Genomic DNA, 24,206 nt, shown 5'->3' on the forward strand with positions numbered 1-24,206 from the left:
GCGCCATCGTTAAGGTAATTTTATAAAAATTACAGTTTATTTTTTAGCGGTTGCATATAATTCAGCAACTTTATCCCAGTTAACTACATTCCAAAAGGCATTAATATAATCAGCTCGGCGGTTTTGGTATTTCAAATAATAAGCATGTTCCCAAACATCAAGTGCCAAAACTGGAGTACCAGAAACCCCCGCATATTTCTCACCCATAAGTGGAGAATCTTGGTTTGCAGTTGAAACAACCGCGAGTTTACCATTTTGTAAAACTAACCATGCCCAACCAGAACCAAATCGAGTAGCGGCAGCAGTTGCAAATTTTTCTTTAAAGGTTTCAACGGAACCAAAGTCTTTTTCAATTGCAGCTTTTAATTCACCTTTAAGTTCTGTTCCAATTTTTAACAACTCCCAGAAAAGTGTGTGATTTACATGGCCTCCGGCATTATTTCTGATTGCGGTTAACTTATCAGCAGGTACTTTATCTAAATTTTGAATTAAAGTACTAGGTGAAAATGCTTGTATTTCTGCTGATAAAGATTCAAGGGCTGCATTAGCATTATTCACATAAGTTTGATGATGCTTATCATGATGTAGATGCATAGTCTGTGAATCAATGTAAGGTTCTAATGCTTCATAAGCATAAGGTAATGGCGGTAGGATGTAAGCCATGAGATTGCTCCTTTATAAGGTGTTATTAACAACATTTTTAACCAGTATACGAGTTATCTATATTGCTCACAAACTATTATTTGAATAGTTATCAACTATCTAAATAATAAAAATTTTTACCAATATAAACCAATTGATTAGCTATAATTAAATAACTCAATACACCCCAAGTTTTAATATCAAGAAAGCAGCAAATATAAAATAATTATTTTTTTTGGTCTAAGAGATAACGTTGGCTTAATTTATCTAAAAAAGTAAAAAGTTTTTGATTCATTTGAGTATAATCGTGAGATCGTAACATATCCGGTGTATCAACAAAGCGGTACTTAGCAGCTTGTTTAAGATCTTGTTGTGAATGAGCAATCAGTAATTCAACTACTTCATTGGTCAGTTCCATATGGCATTGAAACCCATAAACTAATTTATCATAGGCAATAATTTGGCGTGGGCAACCTTCACTGTAAGCAATTATTTGTGCTTTTTTGGTTAGTCCCGGCATATCATTATGCCAATGACCAACTTCTAAGGTATCACCAAAGTCACTAAATAAAGGATGATTTTTACCTATTTCAGTTAGGGTAATAGGGAATTTCCCAATTTCTTTTTCTGGACTATGTGCATAGTTGGCACCTAAAGCCTGACCAATTAATTGTGAACCAAGACACACACCGATGACGACTTTACCAGCATTTATAGCAGTTAAAATTACTGTTTGTTCAGCCTGTGAATCGAAGTGATTACACTCTTGTTTAGTTGTTGCCGGAGATTGAGGGCCACCCATAATAATAACAAAATCGATATCGTCGATATTATTAGGAAGTGCTTCATTAAGATATACACGAGAATAACTAATTTTGTGATGATGATTTTTTGCCCACTGTTCATATGCGCCGGGTGCTTCAAAATCTTCATGAATAATAAAATGTATATGCATTGTTAAATTCCCCTCTGACCAATCAACATTATCAATAGAGTTATTACTGGCTAGCTACATAATGGAAGTATATGAAATATTATATGTGATGATTTTACCAATAGCTATTATGAGTAATCCTGTTTATAAAAACAATATCGAGTTTGACAAAGATGAACTTGCGGAAAATTAACCCAAAGCTGATAGTAAGGTTAGTTATAGTGTTTAATGGTGTGATATTAGATATAAAACAGATTATTAGAAATTTAAAAGTTGGCTCCTCCAACAGGACTTGAACCTGTGACATACGGATTAACAGTCCGCCGTTCTACCGACTGAACTATGGAGGAACCGAAATGTAGCGCGCATATTATAGACTTAATGAGGTTGTGTCAATAGTTAAATCATTGGAAATTACTTTTACTCTTGATATTTTTATATTATTGCGTAGTAAACAAACGAATAGTTTTAAATAAATGAGTTTGTCTTAATAATTGTTGCGGGTGTGACCCCTGTACTTCTTGTGGAATAGGTTGTCTAAGTTGGTGATAATAACTAATCCAGTAGGGTAAAATCTGTTGAGTAGTTAAGTCTTTAAAATTCATTGGATATAATTGAAAATAATCACTGTTATCTTCTAATTTAAAAACGGAAGTAATAAGTTGACTACAATAAAGCCCTTCAGCATTCGGGTGAAAGCTATGATTGTATGGTAATCCTAAATAGCTCATGGCTCTAGTTAATGCTTGTTTAATGAGCAATGCATTGTCAATTGACGCAATAATATTGAAGCATCCTGCTAAAAGAAAATCTGTGACAGGCTGTAAAACAACTCCTTTTGTTTGACAGGCCTGTATAACCCTATTATTGCCAACATATAAACCGACATGATTTATACGTGTTATTATCTCATCCATATTTGCCACTACGCCAGAATGGCTAACAGCGTCATTAAATGCACATTTTTCTTTAAGACTTTGAAAAATGATATCTCCTTTATTGAGAACATTGCTTTTTAGCATGGTGTCGCCACAACATATACATAACACAAGTTGCCAACGTAAACTTAAGTAAATCAAACCCAGCGAAAGGTAAATAGCCTAATTTTATTGCCTCAAGTAAATTGATATGCAAATAACCAGCCAAATAAGTAACACCGAATACAAAGGTCATTTGATGAGCACAAGCAAAAGCAATTAGACCTAATATAAATTTGCGGTCATAACCTTTTTCTGTTGCTAGTCCAGCTAAGTAAGCGCTTACCACAAAGCCATATAAATACCCACTTGAAGGTGAAAGTAAAGCTGCAATTCCACCACTACCGTTAGCAAAAATAGGTAATCCTAAAGCACCCATCAACAAATACTGCAATAGTGCCAATGTAGCTAAGCGCCGTCCTAAAAATGCGCCAATGAGCAATACCACTAGTGATTGTAAAGTGAAAGGGACAGGATAGGTAGGAATACTTATATTTGAGGCAATAGCTAATATTAATACTGAGCAAGTGGTCACTAACATCTTCCGTTGCCATGAAGATAAATTAAATAATGTAGAAATAAAACTTGGGTAATATGTTGTAAATAAGTGTTGCATAACCATTTAACCTTTTTGTGATTTCACAGACTTATCTATCATAAATAAATAATTTTAATTGTAAACTGTTTTTTGTAAAAAAAGTTTACTTTAGAGATGCGTTTTAAAATTACTAGCAAATTTAATTGTTAGTTACTACACACTAACCAGTATAATAACTATATCACTATTCATTTCAGTTAGACTAAATAAGGGTTACTGATGCGTTCATTCCCAATTGTTGACATTGGTCCATGCCCCGGTATAAACACAAAATCATCGCCCAGTGGTAGTAGCTTAGTGTTAATTGCTGAAATTAAACTAGCATGATTACCTCGTGGAAAATCTGTTCGTCCAATGCTACCTTTAAATAGTACATCCCCTACAAATGCAAGTTTATCGTGATGGTCAATAAATACAATGTGTCCTGGGGTATGGCCTGGGCAAAATAGAACATCGAGTGTGGTTTTACCAACGTGAACTTGGTCGCCTTCTTGTAGCCAACGGTCGGGTAAAAATGCTGCGGTATGAGGAAAACCAAATTGCATGCATTGTTGTGGCAAACCATTAAATAGAAATTCATCTTCTTGGCTGGGACCAATAATTTTGACATTGAAATGTTTTGCTAACGCAACAGCAGCACCAACATGATCTAAATGGCCATGGGTTAATAAAATTTGTCTAATGTTAACACCAAGTTTTTCAACCGCTTTTTGTAGTAATTCTGGCTCACCTCCGGGATCGATAAAAGCCGCTTCTTTGGTTTCGTCACACCAAATAATGCTACAATTTTCTTCAAAAGCTGTAACTGGAATAATTTGATATTGAAACATATTTTATCTCCTTTGATGAGAAATTAGATTTTGTCCATCTTGCTGTTTTAATCTACCAAAAATAATGCTAGATAGCACTGTAACCACACCTAGTATAATAAAAGTTAATTGAAAGGCGTGGATAGTATTTGTGGTAGTACTGATTAGCCGTACTAACACGGCACCAAATCCGGTACCAAAGCTGATCGCTAATTGCTGATTGACCGCCATTAAGCTATTACCACTACTGGTAATTTCACCGTGTAAATTAGCCAGCGTAATACTATTCATTGCCGTAAACTGCATTGAATTGGCACCACCAATACAAAAAAGCAATAAGCATAATACTACAATTGGGGTAGATAAACTGAGTTGAGACATTAAAAAAATCAGCACCCCGGTTATAATTGTGTTGCCAACAAGGACTACACGATAACCTAGTCGCCCTAAAATACGGGGTATAAATAGTCTTGTACAAATTGAAGCTATAGCCATTGGTACTAACATAATACCTGCAAACATAGCTGGATAACCAAATCCTACTTGTAATAATAATGGAATCAGGAAAGGTACTCCAGAGATACCTAATCGACAGACTAAATTACCTATGATCCCTATTTTAAATGTTCTAATTTCAAACAGTGAAAGCGGGAACAGTGGGGCAGCTGCTTTTCTGGCATAAAAGCGATAAATTAATAAAAAAATTAAACTGATTACTGCTAAAAATAAAGAAAAATGACCACTTTGACTTTGACTCAAAAACTCTACACTTAATGTTGCGCTGATAAAGGTGATAATAATAAATAAAAATCCAAATAGATCAAAAGGCATGCGTTCGCCTTTAATATTTGGCATGTAACGCCAACTGATAATTGCACCTAAAATTCCAATTGGTAAGTTAATAAAAAATACCCAATGCCAACTAACTACATCAACTAAGTAACCACCTAGTACCGGTCCCAATACCGGACCAATTAATCCAGGTATTGTTGCGGTATTTAGTGCTACTAAAAAATCACTACGTTTAAAGGATTTGATTAATACTAGACGGGATACTGGCACCATCATTGAGCCACCAATACCTTGGATCACGCGTGAAATATCCAAGAAAATTAACGAATTTGATAATGCACAAAGTAATGAACCCAATGTGAATAGGATAACCGCCATTACAAAAATATGTTTAGTGCCGAACCTGTCTGATAAAAAACCACTTACAGGGATAAATAGCGCTAAGGTTAAGGCATAACTAATAACTGCTGATTGCATATTTAAAGGCGATTCATTGAGATCTTTAGCCATAGTTGGTAGCGCTGTGTTTAATATCGAAGTATCGAGCGACTGCATAAAAAATGCAAACGCAGCAATCCACGGCAATATGCGATAAACAAAAGGTGATAACTGTATTTCGTTATTCATGCTAATTTGCCTAAAATTGATCAAGATGCGGGTACAGAAATGCACCAAAGGTTATACTCTCCTTCTATTATAGAGAAGGAGAGATTAGAATGAATGCTATTTTACAATATTATTTATCAATTGGTGTTTTTTTGTGATTCTTGGTTGGTTTACCTTGCCAGTAGCCAGCTAATAGAGAACCAGAAATATTGTGCCAGACCGAGAATACAGCTGCGGGTAATGCAGAAAGCGCTGAAAAGTAATTAGTACCAAGTGTAGCCGCTAAGGCTGAGTTTTGCATGCCAACTTCAAGTGACATAGTACGGCAAGTAGATTCATCAAAGCCCAATAAACGCCCTCCCCAATAACCACCAAGTAAGCCTAAACCATTATGTAAGATGACGGCAAAAATCACAGTAAATCCAACTTGACCAATTTGAGCATGGCTACCTGCAACTACTACACAAAGTATTAATAAAATACACAGCATCGACATTAATGGTAAAAAGCGTTCGCATTTTTTTACTACAGGTAATAATAAATGATGAATTAAAAGGCCTAATAAAATTGGAACTAGAACTATTTGTATAATATGCACTAGCATACTCCAGATAGGTACTTCAACAGTTGTTCCCACTAGTAGGTAAGTTAATATTGGGGTAACAACAACCCCGATTAAAGTTGACACAGAAGAGATAGTTATCGACAGCGCTACATCCCCTTTAGCCAAATAAATCATTACATTCGATGCTGTGCCACTAGCAACACTACCAACTAACACCATTCCGACTAATAATTCAGGTCGCATAGTGAATAATTTGGATAATATTAATGCGGCTAGGGGCATCACAATGTAGTGTAATAAAGTACAAATAATCACTGCTTTAGGTCTTGTTACTACACGCTTAAAATCATCAATACTTAAGGTAACACCCATAGTAAACATAACAAACATTAATAGTTGCGATGTATAAGGTCGTATTGGCATAAAAGTATTTGGTAATAAATACGCAATTATTGCACAAAGTATAGCCCATAAAGGAAATAAGCGAGTAAGTGAAATAATAGACTGAACAAAAAGTTGACTAAATCGTTGAGCCATAAGAACCTACCGGGTAATTGATTAAAATAACTTAATAATAATTAAGTGGTTATTTTAAATATTAATTGAGAATTTTAATTCTATTGATTCTGTTAAATAGCGTCAAGGTATTTGTTAAAATTCCGTTAAGTATTTGTGAAGAAGATTCATTGCGTAACTGCGACAAAATATTAAAAATTTTAACAATATTTTCTGGTCGATTGATCTGACCTTGTTGACCACTTAATGGCATGTCGGGTGCGTCTGTTTCCAGTACTAGGCTTGCTAGTGGTAATTGAGCAATAGCATTGCGAGTTTTATTAGCGCGAGTATAACTAATAACGCCACCTACACCGATATAATAACCTAGTTTAATAAATTGCATGGCTTGTTGGTAACTACCAGAAAATCCATGAATCACGCCACGGCAAGGTAAATTGGCTTGATGTAATTCATGGTACATTATGTCATGAGTCTTGCGGGAATGGATCAAAACTGGCAAATCAAAGCGTTTAGCTAATGCTAGCTGAGCTCTAAAAAAAGATATTTGTTGATGCCAATCTATAGTTAAATCATACCTATCTAGCCCAATTTCACCAATGGCGACTAGTTTATTCGGTTTTTTTTCTAACATGCTAGTTAATTGTTGTAAATCAGCTTCAGTATGTTGATAAATAGGATGTAAACCTAAAGCAGCATAGATTTCAGAATAGTGATCAGCTAGTTGTAATACTTGAGTAAAATGGCTAGCTGATACAGCAGGTACAATTAATCCAACAATATTTGCTTGCCGAATATAATTAATTGATTCAGATAGATTCTTGGTAAAAGCTGGAAAATTAAAATGACAATGGGTATCAATAAACATAATATTTCCTATTTTACGGTTACCTGATGTAATAAAATTGGTAATAAAAATCGTTGGGCATAATGGGTAATCTGTTTAATTAAGGAATCGGTTAGTTCTGGATAGAGGCGGAAATAGTAACTATCGCATTCCGCAGAATGATTAAATCCTCCTTGCCAAGTGTTTAATAATTGATTATTGGCTTTATCACTTGGGATTATTTCCCCAGTTTCAGTATTATATGCGGCTATTAACCAGTTCCATGCACTTTGTATAGGCATTAATAATGGTTGGTTAATGCCTTGTAAATAACCTTCTACCAAGGTAGTTAAAATATTTATTGCTTCACTTGGGTCCAAAAATAAAAAACGCCATTCATGATCTTCTCGACCATAAATTCGACTTTGGCTATCTATGTTATTTGGATTTAAAATACAATAAACTAAATGGTCGATCCACAATGCCATCCCATCACGAATTGAAAGCTTAGATGGGCGCCAAGATAAAATACCATCTTGTTGAATATGTGTTAACCAACCTTGTAATTGGTAAGTTTGTTGGTTAGTTGTAATGGTTAAATTAACCTCTTGAGTGCCCATGTTAAGTCTTTCTTGCTTTATCTTATCAGCAAGTGATTGCATGGTTGTATTTTGCTCTTCATAAATAATTTGCCCAAAAGCACCATCAGGTAATTCACCTGTTAATGCCAATTGTTGATAAAAACTATCTGTATCCTGGTTATTTTTGGTGATGAGTTGATTTAAGATCTGTGAGTTTAATTGATAACGCTCCAAGCTATTAAGGTTGAAATTTTCAGCATCAGGTAAAGTATCATCAAGATAATTAATATAAAAATTAAAGCGCTTTTGTAAAAATAGTCTAATTGAATGTTGGTAAAATCTTTTTAATTCATCAATATTGATATTATCGACGGTAATAGTAGGAATCGTACTAATAAAAGATGGATTTTCACCCTGTTGTAAAGCTGCTGGTAACCATTCATCGGCATAACTTTTTGGTTCTTGTAGATAGTTTTTGGGATTAAATGGTGTGCGAGTATGCATAACACGTAAAAAATTTGGAGGATTATCTTTTGGCGATGAACTATTAAGGTTCGGTGCACAATAATACTGAGCTATATATTCCCAAAGTTCATCAACTAGCCCAGACGGATAACGTTCGCTATCATCTTTCATATCACGCCCAATATAACTGATATATAATTGTTGTTGGGCAGATAAAATTGCTTCTAAAAATAAATAACGATCATCATTACGTCGACTACGATCTCCTTTTCTAGGGTGTTGTGCAATTAAATCAAAATCAAGAGGTAATGATGTTCTTGGATAATCACCATCATTCATACCTAATAAACAAACAACTTTAAAAGGTATTGAACGCATAGGCATCATGGTACAAAAGTTGATTTTACCAACTAAGAATCGGTGAGCCAAATGATTCTGCTCTAAACGTGATTGCAAGGCATCGTGTAAAATAGTAATAGAAATATTGTCACTAAAATTAGCTACTAAGCCACTAGTTATTAGTTTTTGCCATTCATCTTCTATTATTAACAAAATCGACTCTCGTTGCTGGTTAGCTGCAAAGAAATCAGTTATTATTTCAAAACAACAACTTTGCCACTCTACTAAAGGTTTGTTTTCACTTAATATAACCAACCATTTGCGAACTACGGTTATAAATTCGGCTAACTGACCGATTAATTCAGCATCAAGCCCTGTAGCACCATCATAAGGTGAGATTTGTTGCCAGCCGCCTTGTTCATTACTCATAGTGTAACCAAGTAATAGCCTTTCTAATCCAAATAACCAGCTATGGGCATTTTCAAGTCCAAAGCGAATGCCTGAATCAATAATCCAAGTACGAAGTAGCGTTAATTGAGATTCATTGATAGCAAATTTTTCAGATATAGCAGGGATTTCAAGCAGGTTAAATAGTTCTTCAGCAGTAAATCGACTCTGTGGAAAATTTAGAATAGCCAAAAAACCTTGTACCATTGGATCAATATTTCGTGCTTTTTGATCAGAAATAGTAAAGGGTAAATAACGTTGACTAGGAGCATTGCTAAACACTGAACGAATGTAAGGAACATATCTGTCAATATCGGAAACCATGACAATACAATCGCGTAATTCTACTGTAGGGTTTGCATCAAAAACAGATAAAAGATAGTCATATAAAATTTCGACTTCTCGCTGTTCACTATGACAAGCATGCAAGGAGATCGACTTATCAGTTGGTACAATTAGTTGTTTATTTTTATTACTTGGGTAAAGCTCTAAAATATCTTGTTGTAAGGCATGCAATAAACAAGACCGATCTTGATCAACAAACATCTCAATATCTTGTTTATTATTAAATTCTTGTAATAAAAATAAATTATCACGCCCTAATTTTCCCCATGAAGTAAGTAATGGGTTCGGTTTTTGATCAGAGATATTTTGTATATCAGATAGTTGTTTTTCAACAATATCCCCCCAGTACCATTTACATGGATTATTGAACATTAAATGAATGTCAATATGCTGTCCAAGAGCAGCAAAGAGTGATAAATAAACAGGCGGTAGTGAAGTTATGCCAAAAATAAATACGCGTTTGGGTAGCTGTTTTAACAAAGTTGGATCAAGATCATTCTTTAACAAGATATCCAGCATTTGTTGGTAAATATTGGCACGGTGATAAGGTTGGTTAGTTGCGACTAACTGACGCCAAAGCTCAGCCTGCCATATTTCATCAGGATGGTGATTAAGCTCTGTAACTGTTTGGTTGCCTTCCCATTTAGCTAACCAATCCGGTCGGTATACTAAATATTGGTCAAATAAACGTGCTATGCGTGTTGCTAATTGAAATTGTTTTCTGTCTTGTGTATCTACACTAAGATATTGTTTGATAGTGATAAATTCAGGTTGCTCAATGACTTTAGGTAATAAACTATATAATTGCCATGTCATGGATTCGGTATTATAGCTATTTTCTGTAGGAGCATCCGGTAATAGAATTTGGTAAATTTGCCAAATAAATTCCGTAGGAAAAGGAAAGGCAATATTAGCTACAATACCAAGGTCATTGGCTAATTCAATTTGTAACCATTGGGCCATACCTTGACTTTGCACAATAACTTGATCTGGTACAAATACCTCATTTAGTGGGTGCATGCGCATCAATTCACTCACGAGAGATTTTAGTAAATCGACTTGGTTTGAATGATAGATGGTAAACATAGTGGTATTAGCATTAATTAAATTTATTAAGATTATCGCTGATAGCGGTTAATAAATCTAGTCACGCTTAATTAGTTAACTTTTTAGCTTAACTAAATATTTAACCAGTTAAAATTACGGGAAGGTATGTGATGGTAATTATCGGTGTTGTCCCAAAATAGCTAACATGGGAAATCACCTTAATTTTTTTAATATTATTTATTGTTATTAGATAAAATGAAAAGGTTACAGAAGTTATCCCTGTAACCGAAACATTTATTTTGATGAGATCATAAAACTAATTACTGACCTATTCGACGAGTCAATTCAATAACTCGAATTTTAGCAAGTGCTTTCGATAGTTCGGCAGAGGCTTGCGCAAATGACATATCACTAGTTGGATTATTAATATGTTCTTGTGCTTGCCTTACTGCTTCTTGAGCTCTTGCTTCATCTAGATCTTCGCCACGAATAGCGGTATCAGCTAAAATAGTTACCATCTTTGGTTGGACTTCTAAAATACCACCCGAAAGGTAGATAAACTCTTCTTCACCATCAGCTTTAACGATTCCCACCATGCCAGGTTTAATAGTTGTGAGTAATGGTGTATGACCAGGGTAAATACCCAGTTCACCTTCTCTACCGGTTACTCTAATTCGCTGAACATCACCTGAAAATAGGTGAGATTCAGCACTAACAACTTCTAATTGATAGGAAGTTAGTGCCATAATACTATCTCCGTACAATAAATCTCTTAGAGAGATTTAGCTTTCTCAATCGCTTCGTCGATTGAACCAACCATATAAAATGCCTGTTCAGGAATATGGTCATAATCACCTTTCATAATGCCACTAAATGCACTAATTGTGTCTTTTAGTGGTACATATTTACCAGGTGAGCCAGTAAACACTTCGGCAACGAAGAATGGTTGAGATAAGAAACGTTGAATCTTACGAGCACGAGCAACGGTTAATTTATCATCTTCAGATAATTCATCCATACCAAGAATTGCAATAATATCTTTTAGTTCTTGGTAACGTTGTAGAATTGATTGTACTCCACGTGCGCAATCATAATGTTCTTGACCAACCACTAAAGGATCTAATTGACGGCTAGTTGAATCTAATGGATCCACCGCTGGATAGATACCTAATGAAGCGATTTGACGACTTAATACGATAGTTGCATCTAAGTGAGCAAAGGTTGTTGCTGGTGATGGGTCAGTCAAATCATCAGCTGGTACGTATACTGCTTGGATTGAAGTAATTGAACCAGTTTTGGTTGATGTAATACGTTCTTGTAATAATCCCATCTCTTCTGCTAATGTTGGTTGGTAACCTACCGCAGATGGCATACGACCTAATAGGGCAGATACTTCGGTACCGGCTAGGGTATAACGGTAAATATTATCGATGAATAATAGTACGTCTTTACCTTCGTCACGGAATTTTTCTGCCATAGTTAATCCTGTTAATGCAACACGCAAACGGTTCCCTGGCGGCTCATTCATCTGACCATAAACTAACGATACTTTATCAAGTACGTTTGATTCTTTCATTTCATGATAGAAGTCGTTACCTTCACGAGTACGTTCACCAACACCAGTAAATACAGAGTATCCTGAGTGTTCAATGGCGATGTTACGAATTAATTCCATCATGTTAACGGTTTTACCAACACCAGCACCACCGAATAGACCTACTTTACCACCTTTAGCAAATGGACAAATTAAGTCAATAACCTTAATACCTGTTTCTAGTAGTTCGGTTGAGTTAGCTAGTTCTTCATATGTAGGTGCTGCACGGTGAATAGCCCAACGTTCTTCTTCACCGATTGGGCCTGCTTTATCAACAGGATCACCCAAAACATTCATAATTCGACCAAGTGTTTTAGTACCAACGGGTACTTCAATTCCATGACCAGTATTTACTACTTTAAGTCCACGTCTTAAACCATCAGACGATCCCATGGCGATACAACAAACAACGCCACCACCTAATTGTTGCTGAACTTCCAGAACTAATTTTTCAGTGCCAGTTTCCACTTCCAATGCATCATATACCTTTGGTACCGCATCTTCTGGGAATTCGACATCAACCACCGCACCGATGATCTGGACAATCTTTCCAGTAGCCATTTTTATTCCTCTACGTCTTTTTCTTAACTATAAGCCAATATTTAGCACTAACCTGAAACAGCAGCCGCACCGGATACAATATCAATCAATTCATTTGTGATAGCACCTTGACGTGCTTTGTTATACACAATTTGTAATTCATTAATTAAGTTTGCACCGTTATCTGTTGCTGCTTTCATGGCCACCATTCTTGCTGCTTGTTCACTCGCTAGATTTTCAACCACAGCTTGATAGACTTGCGATTCTATATAACGACGTAAAATCACATCTAATAATGATTTAGCATCTGGCTCATAAATATAATCCCATGATGAAGCTTTCAGTTCTTTATCTTCCGAAGATGGTAGCGGTAATAATTGCTGTATTGTCGGTTTTTGAGACATGGTATTAATAAATCTATTAGTTACAATATATAATTTATCAATTTTACCGTTATCATAAGACTCAAGCATTGTTTTTACCGGACCAATAAGATCGGACAAAGTTGGTTCGTCCCCTAAATTGGTGACTTGGGTTAAGATGTTTGTTTTTAATGAAGAGAAAAACGATACACCTCGAGAACCAATTAAAGCTACATCTGCTTCAATCCCTTTTTCCTGCCATGCAGTCATATCGGCAAGGACAGTTTTAAAAAGATTGATATTTAAACCACCACATAAACCACGATCGGTTGAAATGATAAGATAGCCAACTCGCTTAACATCCCTTTCTTCTAAATAAGGATGTTTAATACCTATATGCGCTAACGCTAAATGCCCAATTACTTCTCGAATCATGTCAGCATATGGACGGCTAGCAGCCATTCTATCTTGCGTTTTACGCATTTTAGAATTGGCAACCATTTCCATTGCTTTAGTGATTTTTTGCGTACTTTGGATACTGGCAATTTTCGTTCTAATCTCTTTTGCATTAGCCATTTTTTACCTCACCCTTACCAAGTTTGAGTCGATTTAAAGCTTTCAAGTATTGCTTTCAACTTACTTTCAATCTCATCGTTGTAATTACCAGTTTCGTTAATTAACTTAACAAAGTCGGCATGTTGACTATGGGCATAAGCAAGTAATGCAGTTTCAAAAGATAAAACTTTAGCTAATTCTACATCTTCAAGATAACCACGTTCAGCTGCGTAAAGTACAATTGATTGTTCAGCAACTGTCATAGGCGAATATTGCTTTTGTTTTAATAATTCTGTTACTTTTTCACCATGACTTAATTGATTACGTGTTGCTTCATCTAAGTCTGATGCAAATTGTGAGAATGCCGCCAGTTCACGATACTGTGCTAACGCGGTACGAATACCACCTGATAATTTTTTCATTATCTTAGTTTGAGCAGCACCACCTACACGTGAAACAGAAATACCTGGGTTAACCGCCGGGCGAATACCTGAGTTAAATAGGCTAGTTTCCAAGAAGATTTGACCATCAGTAATTGAAATTACGTTAGTTGGTACGAACGCCGAAACGTCACCTGCTTGGGTTTCGATAATTGGTAATGCAGTTAATGAACCAGTTTTACCTTTAACTTCACCTTTAGTATATTCTTCAACATAAGCTTCGTTCACACGTGCTGCACGTTCTAATAAACGAGAATGTAGATAGAATACATCACCAGGGTAGGCTTCACGTCCCGGTGGCCGGCGAAGTAATAACGAAATCTGACGATAAGCAACCGCTTGTTTAGACAAATCATCATATACAATCAAAGCATCTTGACCACGATCACGGAAGTATTCTCCCATTGCACAACCTGCATATGGTGCTAAATATTGTAATGCAGCCGATTCAGATGCTGATGCAACCACTACAATTGTATTTTTCAGTGCACCATGTTCTTCTAGTTTACGCACTACGTTAGCAATAGTTGATTGTTTTTGACCAATTGCTACATAAATACATTTTACACCAGAATCACGTTGGTTAATGATTGCGTCGATTGCCAAAGCAGTTTTACCAGTTTGACGGTCACCAATGATAAGTTCACGTTGGCCTCGACCAATTGGAATCATTGAGTCAACGGCTTTATAACCAGTTTGTAATGCTTGGTCAACCGATTGACGATCGATAACCCCAGGTGCAACCACTTCAACAGGTGAGAAACCATCATGTTGAACTGAACCTTTACCATCAATTGGTTCACCTAGTGTATTAATAACTCGGCCTAATAAACCATCGCCTACTGGTACTTGTAAAATACGACCAGTACATTGGACTTTCATACCTTCAGATAAATCTTCGTATGGACCCATAACTACGGCACCAACAGAATCTCTTTCTAGGTTTAATGCCATTGCATAACGGTTACCTGGTAATGCAATCATTTCGCCTTGCATTACATCAGTTAAACCATGGATACGAAGAATACCATCACTAACTGATATGATAGTTCCTTCATTGTGAGCATCACTCACAATATTGAACTGAGCTATGCGCTCTTTAATTAGTTCACTTATTTCAGTTGAATTTAGATGCATTATCAGTCCCCTTAAGACTGTAGAGCGTCATTTAAACGATTTAAACGCCCTCTGATACTACTATCAATAACCATATCGCCCGTACGAATAATAAAACCAGAAATGAGCGATTTATCTATATGACATTTTAGTTTTACTTTTCGTGATAAACGTTTTTCGACAGCGACAGAAATCTTATCAAGTTGTTCATTTGATAGGGCTTGTGCAGAAATGACATCCACATCTGCTTGCGCTTCTCTATCTAAACATAATTGTTCAAACAGAGTTAATACTTCAGGTAGAAGTGATAAACGCTTATTTTCAGCCATAATTTTAATGAAATTGGTGCTAAACTCATCTAATACATCTTTACATATATTAATGAATAGGTTAGCAACCGAATCGGTTTTCATGTCAGATGTCAGTATACTTTTTATCTGTTCGTCTTTACTCACTTCAGATGTAAGCACTAACATTTTATGCCATGACTCAATACTATTTTTTTCTACTGCGAAGTCGAAAGCAGCTTTAGCATAAGGACGAGCAATTGTAATTAAGTCAGCCATTGCTCTATTCTCCTTATAGTTCAGCTACTAGTTTATCAATGATGTCGCTATTAGCGGCTTCATTAACAGAACGTTCAATAATTTTTTCTGCACCGGCAATAGCGAGTGTAGCGACTTGTTGTTTGAGCTCTTCACGAGCACGTTTACGTTCAGCCTCTACTTCGGCAAGACCTTGAGCAACAATACGTTCTTTTTCGCGGGAAGCTTCTTGTTGAGCTTCTTCCAGAATAACAGCTTTACGTTTGTTGGCTTGCTCAATAATTGCATTAGCCTCAACCTTAGCCTGTTGCATTATGTCAGTTGTATTTGCTTTGGCTAATTCCAAATCTTTTTTTGCTGTTTCTGCAGAAGCAAGTCCATCCGCTATCTCTTTTTGGCGTTTTTCAATCGCTCGGATAACTGGAGGCCAAACAAACTTCATACAGAACCAAACAAACAATACAAATGTAATTGCTTGGCCGAGGAGAGTTGCGTTCATATTCATGATACAATTCCTCTTAAATTAATATTAGCCTGCGACAGCAAAAATGACATATAGTGCAATACCCACACAAATCATTGGAATCGCATCAACTAAGCCCATAACGATAAAAAATTGAGTTCGTAACATAGGCATTAATTCTGGTTGGCGAGCAGCACCTTCTAAGAATTTACCACCTAATAAACCAATACCAACTGCACCACCAATTGCAGCTAATCCCATCATTATGCCTGCGGCTACAAATAACATACTATCCATTATATACTCCAGTTTATTATCAAAAAAATATTAAGGTTAATGATCTTCCGTTGTCGATGCCATTGCTAAATAGACAATCGTCAACACCATAAAAATAAAAGCTTGTAATGTAATTATTAATATATGGAAAATTGCCCATGGTAGTGATAAAACCCATTGCGACCACCAAGGTAATAACGCTGCGATCAAAATGAAGATAAGTTCGCCGGCATACATATTTCCAAAAAGTCGTAGACCTAATGAAACTGGTTTCGCTAAAAGACTAACTAGTTCCAATACTAAATTTATCGGTGCAAATGCCCAATGATTAAATGGGTGAAGGGTGTATTCTTTAATAAAGCCAGAAATGCCTTTATATTTGATAGAATAAATGATAATTAAAATAAATACCCCTAAAGACATCGACATAGTTATACTAACATCTGCTGTAGGCACAACTCTCAAGTGCGATAAACCGATATATTGTGCTGCATAAGGTAGAAAATCAACCGGGATGAGATCCAACAAATTCATCAAAAATACCCAAATAAACACAGTTAAAGCTAATGGAGCAATAAGTTTATTTTGACCAGTAAACATATCCTTTACGGTATTGTTGACAAACTCGAAAATCATCTCGACGGCGCATTGTAATTTAGTTGGCACACCAGTAGTTGCTTTTTGAGCTACACGGTAAAAAATCCATAAGAAGATAACACCAAGCAAAATTGAAAAAAACAATGAGTCAAGATTAAACGTCCAAAATCCTGAACCAACTTGTAAATTTTCAAGATGGTGCTTAATATAAGCTTGTGGTGAAGCTGGAGAGGAAACTGGCATATAACCCTCTTACCTATTCTTAAAAAACAAAAAAATATTGCTTATTTTCACCTCTGAAAGGCATAAGCAATCGCTATAATAATTTGAACTGTTATTTTAAACCTATTTACCTACATTAAGTCAACCTTTGATTAACAAAATAAAGAATTTAAACACTTTTTCCTAATTTTATGTAAAGTTAAACGAACTATTAACAATAATGTTATTAAATCTAGTTTAATCAACCAAGAGCCGATTAATGATAAGCAATGATGCTATTTTTTAGGCTTTAATAGCCTCAGCAATCGATTCGGCTAATTTCCGAATTTCTACTTCATTGCTGCCTTCAACCATAACCCGAATAACTGGTTCCGTGCCGGATTTACGGATTAATACACGTCCATTATCAGCAAGTTGCGACTCTGCTTGTTGAATTGCGGACTTGACTATAGAGCTGGTTAATGGGTCATTTTCACCAGAAAAACGAACATTAATTAGTATTTGAGGTAACATTGTCATACCAACACACAAATCCGCTAATGACATACCGTTACGGATCATAGCACTTAATACTTGTAAACCAGCAATAATACCATCCCCAGTAGTAGTTTTATCTAGTAATAAAACGTGTCCAGAATTTTCAGCGCCAAGCCGCCAGTTTTTTTCAATCATTTTTTCCAGTACATAACGGTCACCGACTTTTGCGCGAGTAAATGGGATACCTAAATTTTTAAGTGCTATTTCCAGCCCCATATTACTCATTAAGGTTCCAACCACTCCACCTTTGAGTTGGCCATGTCTTAATGCTTCTCGAGCGATTATATAAATAATTAAATCACCATCAATTTTGCAGCCTTGATGATCAACCATAATGATGCGATCACCGTCACCGTCTAACGCAAAACCTAAATCAGCTTTTTCATCAATAACACGGTTAGATAATGCTTTAACATTGGTTGCACCACAATTTTCATTAATGTTAACCCCATCAGGTTCACAACCAATTTTTATTACATGTGCACCTAGTTCACGCAATACCTTTGGGGCAATATGGTAAGTTGCACCATTAGCACAATCGACGATAATTTTTAGCCCAGATAAACTTAGATCATGATCAAAGGTACTTTTACAAAATTCAATATAACGACCCGCAGCATCGGTAATTCTACTAGCACGACCAAGTTCTTTTGATTCGACACAATCAATTTCTTTTTCAAGCTGGGCTTCAATTTCCAATTCTATTGAATCATCAAGTTTTTTCCCTTCGGTGGAAAAGAACTTGATTCCATTATCATAAAAAGGGTTGTGGGATGCAGAAATAACTACACCGGCATCAGCGCGGAATGTACGGGTAAGATAAGCAATAGCGGGAGTTGGCATTGGCCCAGTAAACGCAGTCGCAACTCCTGCAGAAGCAAATCCTGCTTCCAATGCGGATTCTAGCATGTAACCTGAAATACGCGTGTCTTTACCAATTAAAACTTTTTTAACACCATCTTTAGCCAATACTTTTCCTGCCGCCCAACCTAGTTTTAGCGCAAAATCTGGTGTTATTGGGTATTGACCAACTTTGCCACGAATCCCGTCCGTACCAAAATATTTTCGATTAGACATCTAATTCCCTCAAACTAAAAATCATTTTTTTAAATTTGTATACTTTAATTACCCACTGTAAATAAATTTCAGATAAAGTATACACTTTCGTATTTATTTATTCTCGATTATCATTAGCAAATTTCAGTAAACCTTGGCTTTCTTTCATAAACCGTTGTGCATAATTGCCAAACCAAGCACTTACTTCATTAAAGTTACGGATAAATTTGGTTTTGTCACGTTGTTCAATCAACTCAACCATTTCACCAAATCGTTTATAATAACGTTTAATTAGTTCAATATTATCTTCTGACGCCATAATGATATCGGCATAAAGTTCAGGGTCTTGAGCAAAAAGCCTTCCAACCATCATTAATTCCAATCGATAAATGGGTGAGGATAACGCAATTAATTGCTCTAAATCCGCATGTTCACGTTGTAAATTAACACCGTAAGCGAATGAAGTGAAATGGCGTAATGCTTGAATAAAAGACATACATTTATCGTGTTGTTTGGCATCAATACAACATAAATTAGCCCCCCAAATTCGCATTTGTTCAATTAACCATTGATACTTATCTGGTTCACGTCCATCACAATAAACAATTATTTGCTTAGCTAAATTTGGTACATCAGGTCCAAACATAGGGTGCAAACCAACTACTGGTCCAGAGTGTTCTTCTAGCATCGCTTTAAGGGGGTTAACTTTTATTGAGGTAAAATCAGTTAAAATACAATCTTTGGGGAGCGGTGGTAATTGTTTAATAATTTCACAAGTCTTGCTAATAGGCACAGTAACAATTACGGCGGCAGCATCAGCAACTACCTCAGCAGCTTGATGCATAGTTTTCGAACCTAATGTTTTGACGTTATATCCTGATAGCATAAATAAACGCGAAAACAACCTTCCCATTTGTCCATTACCACCAATAATTACAATTGATCCTTGGCCAGTATAAATTTTTTTGAAACCTTTATCATTTTCACTAATATAAGACTCTCGCATGAGTCGGCGCAAAATATCCTCAATTAGGGCTGGTGATATCCCTGCTTGTTCTGCTTCTTGCCGTCTTTTAGCGAGCATATCGGTTTCACGTTTAGGATCGTAAATAGGAATACCTTGTAGGCTCTTTACTTCACCGACTTCAGTAACTAATGCTAATCGCTGAGTAATAAGAGATAAAATAGCTTTATCAATCTCATCAATTTTATCTCGCAATGCAAATAATTCCTTGGACATATTCGGGTAATCCTTTTTTCACAACAAATGGTAGCTTTTTCTGTAATAGCTTAACAGTATAACGTATTTTTGGTAGGATGAGGCAATTGAAACATTAAATCTAATACAATAAATTTATTATGAAAGTCATCTCTTTTAATATTAATGGTCTTAGAGCTCGCATCCATCAAATAGCAGCTATTATTGATAAATATCAGCCTGATGTGATTGGTTTACAAGAAACGAAAGTCCATAATGATCAGTTTCCAGTAGCAGATCTAAATCAATTTGGGTATCACTTGAATTATCATGGGCAAAAGGGTCATTATGGTGTTGCTTTGTTAACTAAGCAACAACCATTGTCAGTACAGTGTGGTTTTCCAACTGATAATGATCAAGCTCAATGTCGGTTGATTATGGTAGAGTTACCCACTACCCAAGGTAATTTAACGGTGATTAATGGTTATTTCCCACAAGGTGAAAGTATACATCATGAAATTAAATATCCAGCTAAACGTAAATTTTACCAAGATCTGATTAAGTATTTACAACAAAAGCAGTTGAGCCACCAATTATCTTTGATTATGGGAGATATGAATATAAGCCCCACTGATTTAGATATTGGCATTTCAGAAGATAGTCGTAAACGTTGGTTGCGTACTGGTAAGTGCTCATTTTTACCTGAAGAACGTGAATGGATGACCAACTTAATGGCACTTGGTTTTATTGATACCTTTCGTAATCAACATCCAAGTGAACAACAGTATTCTTGGTTTGATTATCGTTCTAAGGGTTTTGATTCTCAAACCGGACTAAGGATTGATTTGATTTTAGCTAGCCAAAAACTAATGGATCATTGTTTACAAACTGGAATTGATTATGATATTCGAGCAATGGAAAAACCATCAGATCATGCACCAATCTGGGCGCAATTCGATTTAGTATAAAAATATAACTATAAGGGTAATAGCATGCAGGGTAATTCGATTTTATCGGTTAAAGATCTTAACCAAATGGTCAAAGATCTACTTAATGATGCTATTGGTCAAATATGGTTAGTGGGTGAAGTCTCAAATTTTACTCGCCCAGTATCTGGACATTGGTATTTCACCTTAAAAGATGATAGCGCTCAGATTCGTTGTGCTATGTTCCGTAATAGCAATTTTAGAGTAGGCTTTACTCCGCAAAACGGTCAGCAAGTTTTAGTTCGGGCAACAGTAACGCTTTACGAAGCTCGAGGTGAATATCAATTAGTGATTGATAGCATGCAGTCAGCTGGCGCCGGGTTATTACAACAAAAGTTTGAGCAATTAAAACAAAAACTTAGCGAAGAAGGTTTATTTGATAATATTTATAAAAAACCGTTACCGGAAAATATTCGTACGGTTGGTATTATCACATCTTCAACAGGCGCGGCACTACATGATATCTGTCAGATCTTAAAACGCCGCGATCCTAGCTTGCATTTGATTATTTATCCAACACCAGTGCAAGGTAATGAAGCTGCAGTACAAATTGCCAAGATGATTCAACTGGCCAATAGTCGGCAAGAGTGTGATGTTTTAATTGTTGGTCGTGGTGGTGGTTCGTTAGAGGACCTTTGGTCATTTAATGAAGAAGTTGTCGCTAGAGCCATTTTTGCCAGTCAATTACCAGTTGTTAGTGCGGTAGGTCATGAGATAGATTTTACCATTGCCGATTTTGTCGCTGATATTAGAGCTGCTACACCTTCGGCAGCTGCAGAACTAGTTAGTCGGGATAAACTAGAACAGATAAAACGCATTCGAGTTCAAGAACAGCATTTGTCGATGGCAATTGATTACTATTTAATGAAACGCCGCGGAACACTAAGTAAATTATTCCAACAACTACAAATACAACATCCACAAGCTAAGCTATCCAAACAGTTAAATCGGTTACTAAGTGGTCGCCATGCTTTATATGAAAATATTCAACAATATTTACTTAAACAGGCAAATCGACATACTTCTTTAGATAAAAGATTATTACGCGTTTCCCCACAAAACAGGATTATTTATTTAACTCAGAATTTAAGCCAAAAACAGCAACAACTAATTACTTTAATCCGACAAAAATTAGTCCAATCTAAACACCAGTTTGCTATACAAACATCGCAACTTAATAGTATTAGCCCATTGGCAATTCTTGAACGCGGTTATTCGGTGACTACTAATCAAGACCAAACAGTGATTCGTAGTAGTGACCAAGTGAAAGTTAATGAATTTATCACGACTCGGTTAAAAAATGGTAAGTTGATCAGTAAGATTATTGCAATTGAATGAAAAATAGATAACTAGTTTTTTATAATTGTTTAGATAAAATTCTTCAAATCAAAATAAATTTAACTAGCTAAACCTACAAAATTAAATACTTTTTATTCTAATTGGCTAGAATTGCACCTTAAACTATTATGATTATATAATACTGTTTATATTAATTATTATATTATTAAGGGAATAAGACATTGACGCACCATCCAATAGGTATCGATCTAGGAACAACTAATAGTTTAATTTGTGTTTGGCAAGATGGTAAACCAACACTCATTCCTAATTCAATTGGTGAAGTAGTTACGCCATCAGCAGTAAGCCTTGATGAAGATAATTCAATTTTGGTTGGGCATGCGGCATTGTCACGTTTAACCACGCACCCAAACCGAAGTGCCGCAGCATTTAAACGCTTTTTAGGTTCTAATAAAATTTTTGAGCTTGGTGACCAAAAGTTTAATCCCACCGAACTTTCAGCAATGGTTTTAAAATCATTAAAAGCCGATGCTGAAGCTTTTTTAAAGCAAGAAATCCGTGATGTAGTTATTTCTGTCCCGGCTTACTTTAATGATGAGCAACGTAAACAAACCCGATTTGCAGCTGAGCTTGCTGGCTTAAATGCAGTACGCTTAATTAATGAGCCAACTGCAGCAGCCATGGCGTATGGATTACATGAAGAACAATCAGGAAATACCTTAGTTTTTGATTTGGGTGGCGGTACCTTTGATGTCACAGTGCTTGAATATTCAATGCCAATTATTGAAGTTCATGCTTCAGCTGGTGATAACTATTTAGGTGGCGAAGATTTTACACAGTATATTGTTAAGGCTTGTTTAAGTGAGTGGCAATTGCAACAGCAAGATATATCCGTTGATGATTATGCTCGCTTATTAGATTTAGCCGAACAGCTGAAATGTAAACTGAATGGCGATGAACCACATAATTTAACTTGGACTTGGCAAGATAAGCAATGGCAGTTTTCTTTGAATGAAAATAAAGCTAAATCACTGTGGTTACCTTTACTTAATCGTTTACGAGCTCCAGTTGAGCAAGCATTGAGTGATGCACGGTTAAAACCTGACCAACTGCAACATATTGTTTTAGTTGGTGGTTCATCACAACTTGGAGTAGTCCGTGAATTGGTTACCAAATTATTTGGTAAATTGCCTTACCGGCATGTTAACCCTACCACTATTGTCGCCCAAGGTGCAGCGATTCAAGCCGCTTGTAGACAACGGAATCAAGATGTTGAAGAAGTTATTCTGACCGATGTTTGCCCATATACTCTTGGTATTGAAAGTTGTTCTGGGAATATAAGCGGACTATTTTCGCCGATTATTGAACGCAATACCATTGTTCCAACATCAAAAGTAAAAACCTTTTATACAATGTACCCGCAACAAAAATTCATCCATCTATCCGTTTATCAAGGTGAAAGTCCACGCGTTGAAAATAATGTTTTAATTGATGAATTTGATGTGCCATTAACACCAATGGAACAAACACAGGGTATTGATGTGCGCTTTAGTTATGATTTAAATGGTTTATTAGAGGTAGATGTAATATTACTGGAAACTGGCACACAACATGGCAAAGTGATAGATCATAGCCCAATAGGCTTAACTGAAACACAAAAAATGGAAAGTCATAATCGCTTAAAATTACTTAAAATTCATCCGCGGGATCAAATGCCCAACCGAGTTTTATTAGCTCGATTAGAGCGAGCCTGGGCACAATCTCTAGGTGATGAGCGACTCCTAATTGGTTCATACATGGAAGCCTTTTTAAGCGCTTTAGAACAACAAAAGACCGATGCCATTGATGAATTACGTAATGAAATTGAATCCAACTTACAACAGCTAGATAGATAATCAATCCCATAATATTTGATGTTGTTACGCCTAATC

The 24,206-nt window shown here is 36.0% G+C and carries 22 protein-coding genes and 1 tRNA gene; 3 read left to right on the forward strand and 20 right to left on the reverse strand.

Going from position 1 to position 24,206, the window contains the following annotated elements; genetic code table 11:
- Nucleotides 1-36: 36 nt before the first annotated feature.
- The 20 genes from A9G13_RS08495 to tyrA all read right to left on the reverse strand — a co-directional run bounded on the left by A9G13_RS08495 (nucleotide 37) and on the right by tyrA (nucleotide 20,032).
- Complete coding sequence (locus A9G13_RS08495) at nucleotides 37-663, reverse strand: Fe-Mn family superoxide dismutase (RefSeq protein WP_065557194.1); 627 nt, start codon at nucleotides 661-663, stop codon at nucleotides 37-39.
- A 205-nt stretch (nucleotides 664-868) separates the two neighbouring features.
- Nucleotides 869-1,597 carry a type 1 glutamine amidotransferase gene (locus A9G13_RS08500; protein WP_065557195.1) on the reverse strand — a complete coding sequence of 243 codons (729 nt, stop codon included), beginning with the start codon at nucleotides 1,595-1,597 and terminating at the stop codon, nucleotides 869-871.
- A 253-nt stretch (nucleotides 1,598-1,850) separates the two neighbouring features.
- Nucleotides 1,851-1,926: transfer RNA gene (locus tag A9G13_RS08505), tRNA-Asn, on the reverse strand.
- Between the two features lie 90 nt (nucleotides 1,927-2,016).
- Nucleotides 2,017-2,598 carry a YiiX/YebB-like N1pC/P60 family cysteine hydrolase gene (locus tag A9G13_RS08510; protein ID WP_065557196.1) on the reverse strand — a complete coding sequence of 194 codons (582 nt, stop codon included), beginning with the start codon at nucleotides 2,596-2,598 and terminating at the stop codon, nucleotides 2,017-2,019.
- Nucleotides 2,573-3,169, reverse strand: a complete 597-nt coding sequence (locus A9G13_RS08515) for a biotin transporter BioY (RefSeq protein ID WP_065557197.1) — start codon at nucleotides 3,167-3,169, stop codon at nucleotides 2,573-2,575. The genes A9G13_RS08510 and A9G13_RS08515 overlap by 26 nt, the downstream gene beginning before the upstream one ends.
- A gap of 179 nt (nucleotides 3,170-3,348) precedes the next feature.
- Nucleotides 3,349-3,981 carry an MBL fold metallo-hydrolase gene (locus A9G13_RS08520; protein ID WP_065557198.1) on the reverse strand — a complete coding sequence of 211 codons (633 nt, stop codon included), beginning with the start codon at nucleotides 3,979-3,981 and terminating at the stop codon, nucleotides 3,349-3,351.
- A gap of 3 nt (nucleotides 3,982-3,984) precedes the next feature.
- Nucleotides 3,985-5,379, reverse strand: coding sequence for a DHA2 family efflux MFS transporter permease subunit (locus A9G13_RS08525; RefSeq protein ID WP_065557199.1), 1,395 nt, complete (start codon nucleotides 5,377-5,379; stop codon nucleotides 3,985-3,987).
- Between the two features lie 109 nt (nucleotides 5,380-5,488).
- On the reverse strand, nucleotides 5,489-6,460 hold the full coding sequence (panS, locus tag A9G13_RS08530; RefSeq protein WP_065557200.1) for a ketopantoate/pantoate/pantothenate transporter PanS: 972 nt from the start codon (nucleotides 6,458-6,460) through the stop codon (nucleotides 5,489-5,491).
- Nucleotides 6,461-6,521: 61 nt separating this feature from the next.
- Nucleotides 6,522-7,307, reverse strand: coding sequence for a TatD family hydrolase (locus A9G13_RS08535; RefSeq protein WP_065557201.1), 786 nt, complete (start codon nucleotides 7,305-7,307; stop codon nucleotides 6,522-6,524).
- 8 nt (nucleotides 7,308-7,315) lie between these two features.
- Nucleotides 7,316-10,528 carry an exodeoxyribonuclease V subunit gamma gene (recC, locus tag A9G13_RS08540; RefSeq protein ID WP_065557202.1) on the reverse strand — a complete coding sequence of 1,071 codons (3,213 nt, stop codon included), beginning with the start codon at nucleotides 10,526-10,528 and terminating at the stop codon, nucleotides 7,316-7,318.
- Nucleotides 10,529-10,809: 281 nt separating this feature from the next.
- A complete protein-coding gene (locus A9G13_RS08545) occupies nucleotides 10,810-11,235 on the reverse strand; it encodes a F0F1 ATP synthase subunit epsilon (RefSeq protein WP_065557203.1) in 426 nt (141 codons plus the stop codon).
- A 26-nt stretch (nucleotides 11,236-11,261) separates the two neighbouring features.
- On the reverse strand, nucleotides 11,262-12,644 hold the full coding sequence (atpD, locus tag A9G13_RS08550; protein ID WP_065557204.1) for a F0F1 ATP synthase subunit beta: 1,383 nt from the start codon (nucleotides 12,642-12,644) through the stop codon (nucleotides 11,262-11,264).
- A gap of 47 nt (nucleotides 12,645-12,691) precedes the next feature.
- Nucleotides 12,692-13,561, reverse strand: a complete 870-nt coding sequence (gene atpG, locus A9G13_RS08555) for a F0F1 ATP synthase subunit gamma (protein WP_065557205.1) — start codon at nucleotides 13,559-13,561, stop codon at nucleotides 12,692-12,694.
- Between the two features lie 14 nt (nucleotides 13,562-13,575).
- Complete coding sequence (atpA, locus tag A9G13_RS08560) at nucleotides 13,576-15,117, reverse strand: F0F1 ATP synthase subunit alpha (RefSeq protein WP_065557206.1); 1,542 nt, start codon at nucleotides 15,115-15,117, stop codon at nucleotides 13,576-13,578.
- An 11-nt stretch (nucleotides 15,118-15,128) separates the two neighbouring features.
- Nucleotides 15,129-15,662 (reverse strand): F0F1 ATP synthase subunit delta, encoded by a 534-nt coding sequence (gene atpH, locus A9G13_RS08565; RefSeq protein WP_065557207.1) that lies wholly within the window; start codon nucleotides 15,660-15,662, stop codon nucleotides 15,129-15,131.
- Nucleotides 15,663-15,675: 13 nt separating this feature from the next.
- Nucleotides 15,676-16,146, reverse strand: coding sequence for a F0F1 ATP synthase subunit B (atpF, locus tag A9G13_RS08570; protein WP_065557208.1), 471 nt, complete (start codon nucleotides 16,144-16,146; stop codon nucleotides 15,676-15,678).
- A gap of 24 nt (nucleotides 16,147-16,170) precedes the next feature.
- Nucleotides 16,171-16,401, reverse strand: coding sequence for a F0F1 ATP synthase subunit C (gene atpE, locus A9G13_RS08575; RefSeq protein ID WP_034901511.1), 231 nt, complete (start codon nucleotides 16,399-16,401; stop codon nucleotides 16,171-16,173).
- Nucleotides 16,402-16,437: 36 nt separating this feature from the next.
- Nucleotides 16,438-17,220, reverse strand: a complete 783-nt coding sequence (gene atpB / locus A9G13_RS08580; protein WP_065557209.1) for a F0F1 ATP synthase subunit A — start codon at nucleotides 17,218-17,220, stop codon at nucleotides 16,438-16,440.
- Nucleotides 17,221-17,481: 261 nt separating this feature from the next.
- On the reverse strand, nucleotides 17,482-18,813 hold the full coding sequence (gene glmM, locus A9G13_RS08585) for a phosphoglucosamine mutase (RefSeq protein WP_065557210.1): 1,332 nt from the start codon (nucleotides 18,811-18,813) through the stop codon (nucleotides 17,482-17,484).
- Nucleotides 18,814-18,910: 97 nt separating this feature from the next.
- Nucleotides 18,911-20,032, reverse strand: coding sequence for a bifunctional chorismate mutase/prephenate dehydrogenase (gene tyrA, locus A9G13_RS08590; protein WP_065557211.1), 1,122 nt, complete (start codon nucleotides 20,030-20,032; stop codon nucleotides 18,911-18,913).
- Nucleotides 20,033-20,151: 119 nt separating this feature from the next.
- Between tyrA and xthA the strand changes: the two genes are divergently transcribed.
- From xthA to A9G13_RS08605, 3 genes are all read left to right on the forward strand, one after another.
- Nucleotides 20,152-20,958 (forward strand): exodeoxyribonuclease III, encoded by an 807-nt coding sequence (xthA, locus tag A9G13_RS08595; RefSeq protein WP_065557212.1) that lies wholly within the window; start codon nucleotides 20,152-20,154, stop codon nucleotides 20,956-20,958.
- A gap of 24 nt (nucleotides 20,959-20,982) precedes the next feature.
- Nucleotides 20,983-22,314, forward strand: coding sequence for an exodeoxyribonuclease VII large subunit (xseA, locus tag A9G13_RS08600; RefSeq protein WP_065557213.1), 1,332 nt, complete (start codon nucleotides 20,983-20,985; stop codon nucleotides 22,312-22,314).
- 182 nt (nucleotides 22,315-22,496) lie between these two features.
- Nucleotides 22,497-24,170 (forward strand): molecular chaperone HscC, encoded by a 1,674-nt coding sequence (locus A9G13_RS08605; RefSeq protein ID WP_065557214.1) that lies wholly within the window; start codon nucleotides 22,497-22,499, stop codon nucleotides 24,168-24,170.
- The last annotated feature ends 36 nt before the right edge of the window (nucleotides 24,171-24,206 follow it).

It is taken from the genome of Gilliamella sp. wkB178, from assembly GCF_001690705.1.
GTDB lineage: Bacteria > Pseudomonadota > Gammaproteobacteria > Enterobacterales > Orbaceae > Gilliamella > Gilliamella apicola_K.

What these genes read in the sequence shown, in the direction of transcription:
- A9G13_RS08495 (WP_065557194.1), bottom strand. Translation starts at nt 663, where the DNA reads ATGGCTTACATCCTACCGCCATTACCTTATGCTTATGAAGCATTAGAA.
- A9G13_RS08500 (WP_065557195.1), bottom strand. Translation starts at nt 1,597, where the DNA reads ATGCATATACATTTTATTATTCATGAAGATTTTGAAGCACCCGGCGCA.
- A9G13_RS08510 (WP_065557196.1), bottom strand. Translation starts at nt 2,598, where the DNA reads ATGCTAAAAAGCAATGTTCTCAATAAAGGAGATATCATTTTTCAAAGT.
- A9G13_RS08515 (WP_065557197.1), bottom strand. Translation starts at nt 3,169, where the DNA reads ATGCAACACTTATTTACAACATATTACCCAAGTTTTATTTCTACATTA.
- A9G13_RS08520 (WP_065557198.1), bottom strand. Translation starts at nt 3,981, where the DNA reads ATGTTTCAATATCAAATTATTCCAGTTACAGCTTTTGAAGAAAATTGT.
- A9G13_RS08525 (WP_065557199.1), bottom strand. Translation starts at nt 5,379, where the DNA reads ATGAATAACGAAATACAGTTATCACCTTTTGTTTATCGCATATTGCCG.
- panS (WP_065557200.1), bottom strand. Translation starts at nt 6,460, where the DNA reads ATGGCTCAACGATTTAGTCAACTTTTTGTTCAGTCTATTATTTCACTT.
- A9G13_RS08535 (WP_065557201.1), bottom strand. Translation starts at nt 7,307, where the DNA reads ATGTTTATTGATACCCATTGTCATTTTAATTTTCCAGCTTTTACCAAG.
- recC (WP_065557202.1), bottom strand. Translation starts at nt 10,528, where the DNA reads ATGTTTACCATCTATCATTCAAACCAAGTCGATTTACTAAAATCTCTC.
- A9G13_RS08545 (WP_065557203.1), bottom strand. Translation starts at nt 11,235, where the DNA reads ATGGCACTAACTTCCTATCAATTAGAAGTTGTTAGTGCTGAATCTCAC.
- atpD (WP_065557204.1), bottom strand. Translation starts at nt 12,644, where the DNA reads ATGGCTACTGGAAAGATTGTCCAGATCATCGGTGCGGTGGTTGATGTC.
- atpG (WP_065557205.1), bottom strand. Translation starts at nt 13,561, where the DNA reads ATGGCTAATGCAAAAGAGATTAGAACGAAAATTGCCAGTATCCAAAGT.
- atpA (WP_065557206.1), bottom strand. Translation starts at nt 15,117, where the DNA reads ATGCATCTAAATTCAACTGAAATAAGTGAACTAATTAAAGAGCGCATA.
- atpH (WP_065557207.1), bottom strand. Translation starts at nt 15,662, where the DNA reads ATGGCTGACTTAATTACAATTGCTCGTCCTTATGCTAAAGCTGCTTTC.
- atpF (WP_065557208.1), bottom strand. Translation starts at nt 16,146, where the DNA reads ATGAATATGAACGCAACTCTCCTCGGCCAAGCAATTACATTTGTATTG.
- atpE (WP_034901511.1), bottom strand. Translation starts at nt 16,401, where the DNA reads ATGGATAGTATGTTATTTGTAGCCGCAGGCATAATGATGGGATTAGCT.
- atpB (WP_065557209.1), bottom strand. Translation starts at nt 17,220, where the DNA reads ATGCCAGTTTCCTCTCCAGCTTCACCACAAGCTTATATTAAGCACCAT.
- glmM (WP_065557210.1), bottom strand. Translation starts at nt 18,813, where the DNA reads ATGTCTAATCGAAAATATTTTGGTACGGACGGGATTCGTGGCAAAGTT.
- tyrA (WP_065557211.1), bottom strand. Translation starts at nt 20,032, where the DNA reads ATGTCCAAGGAATTATTTGCATTGCGAGATAAAATTGATGAGATTGAT.
- xthA (WP_065557212.1), top strand. Translation starts at nt 20,152, where the DNA reads ATGAAAGTCATCTCTTTTAATATTAATGGTCTTAGAGCTCGCATCCAT.
- xseA (WP_065557213.1), top strand. Translation starts at nt 20,983, where the DNA reads ATGCAGGGTAATTCGATTTTATCGGTTAAAGATCTTAACCAAATGGTC.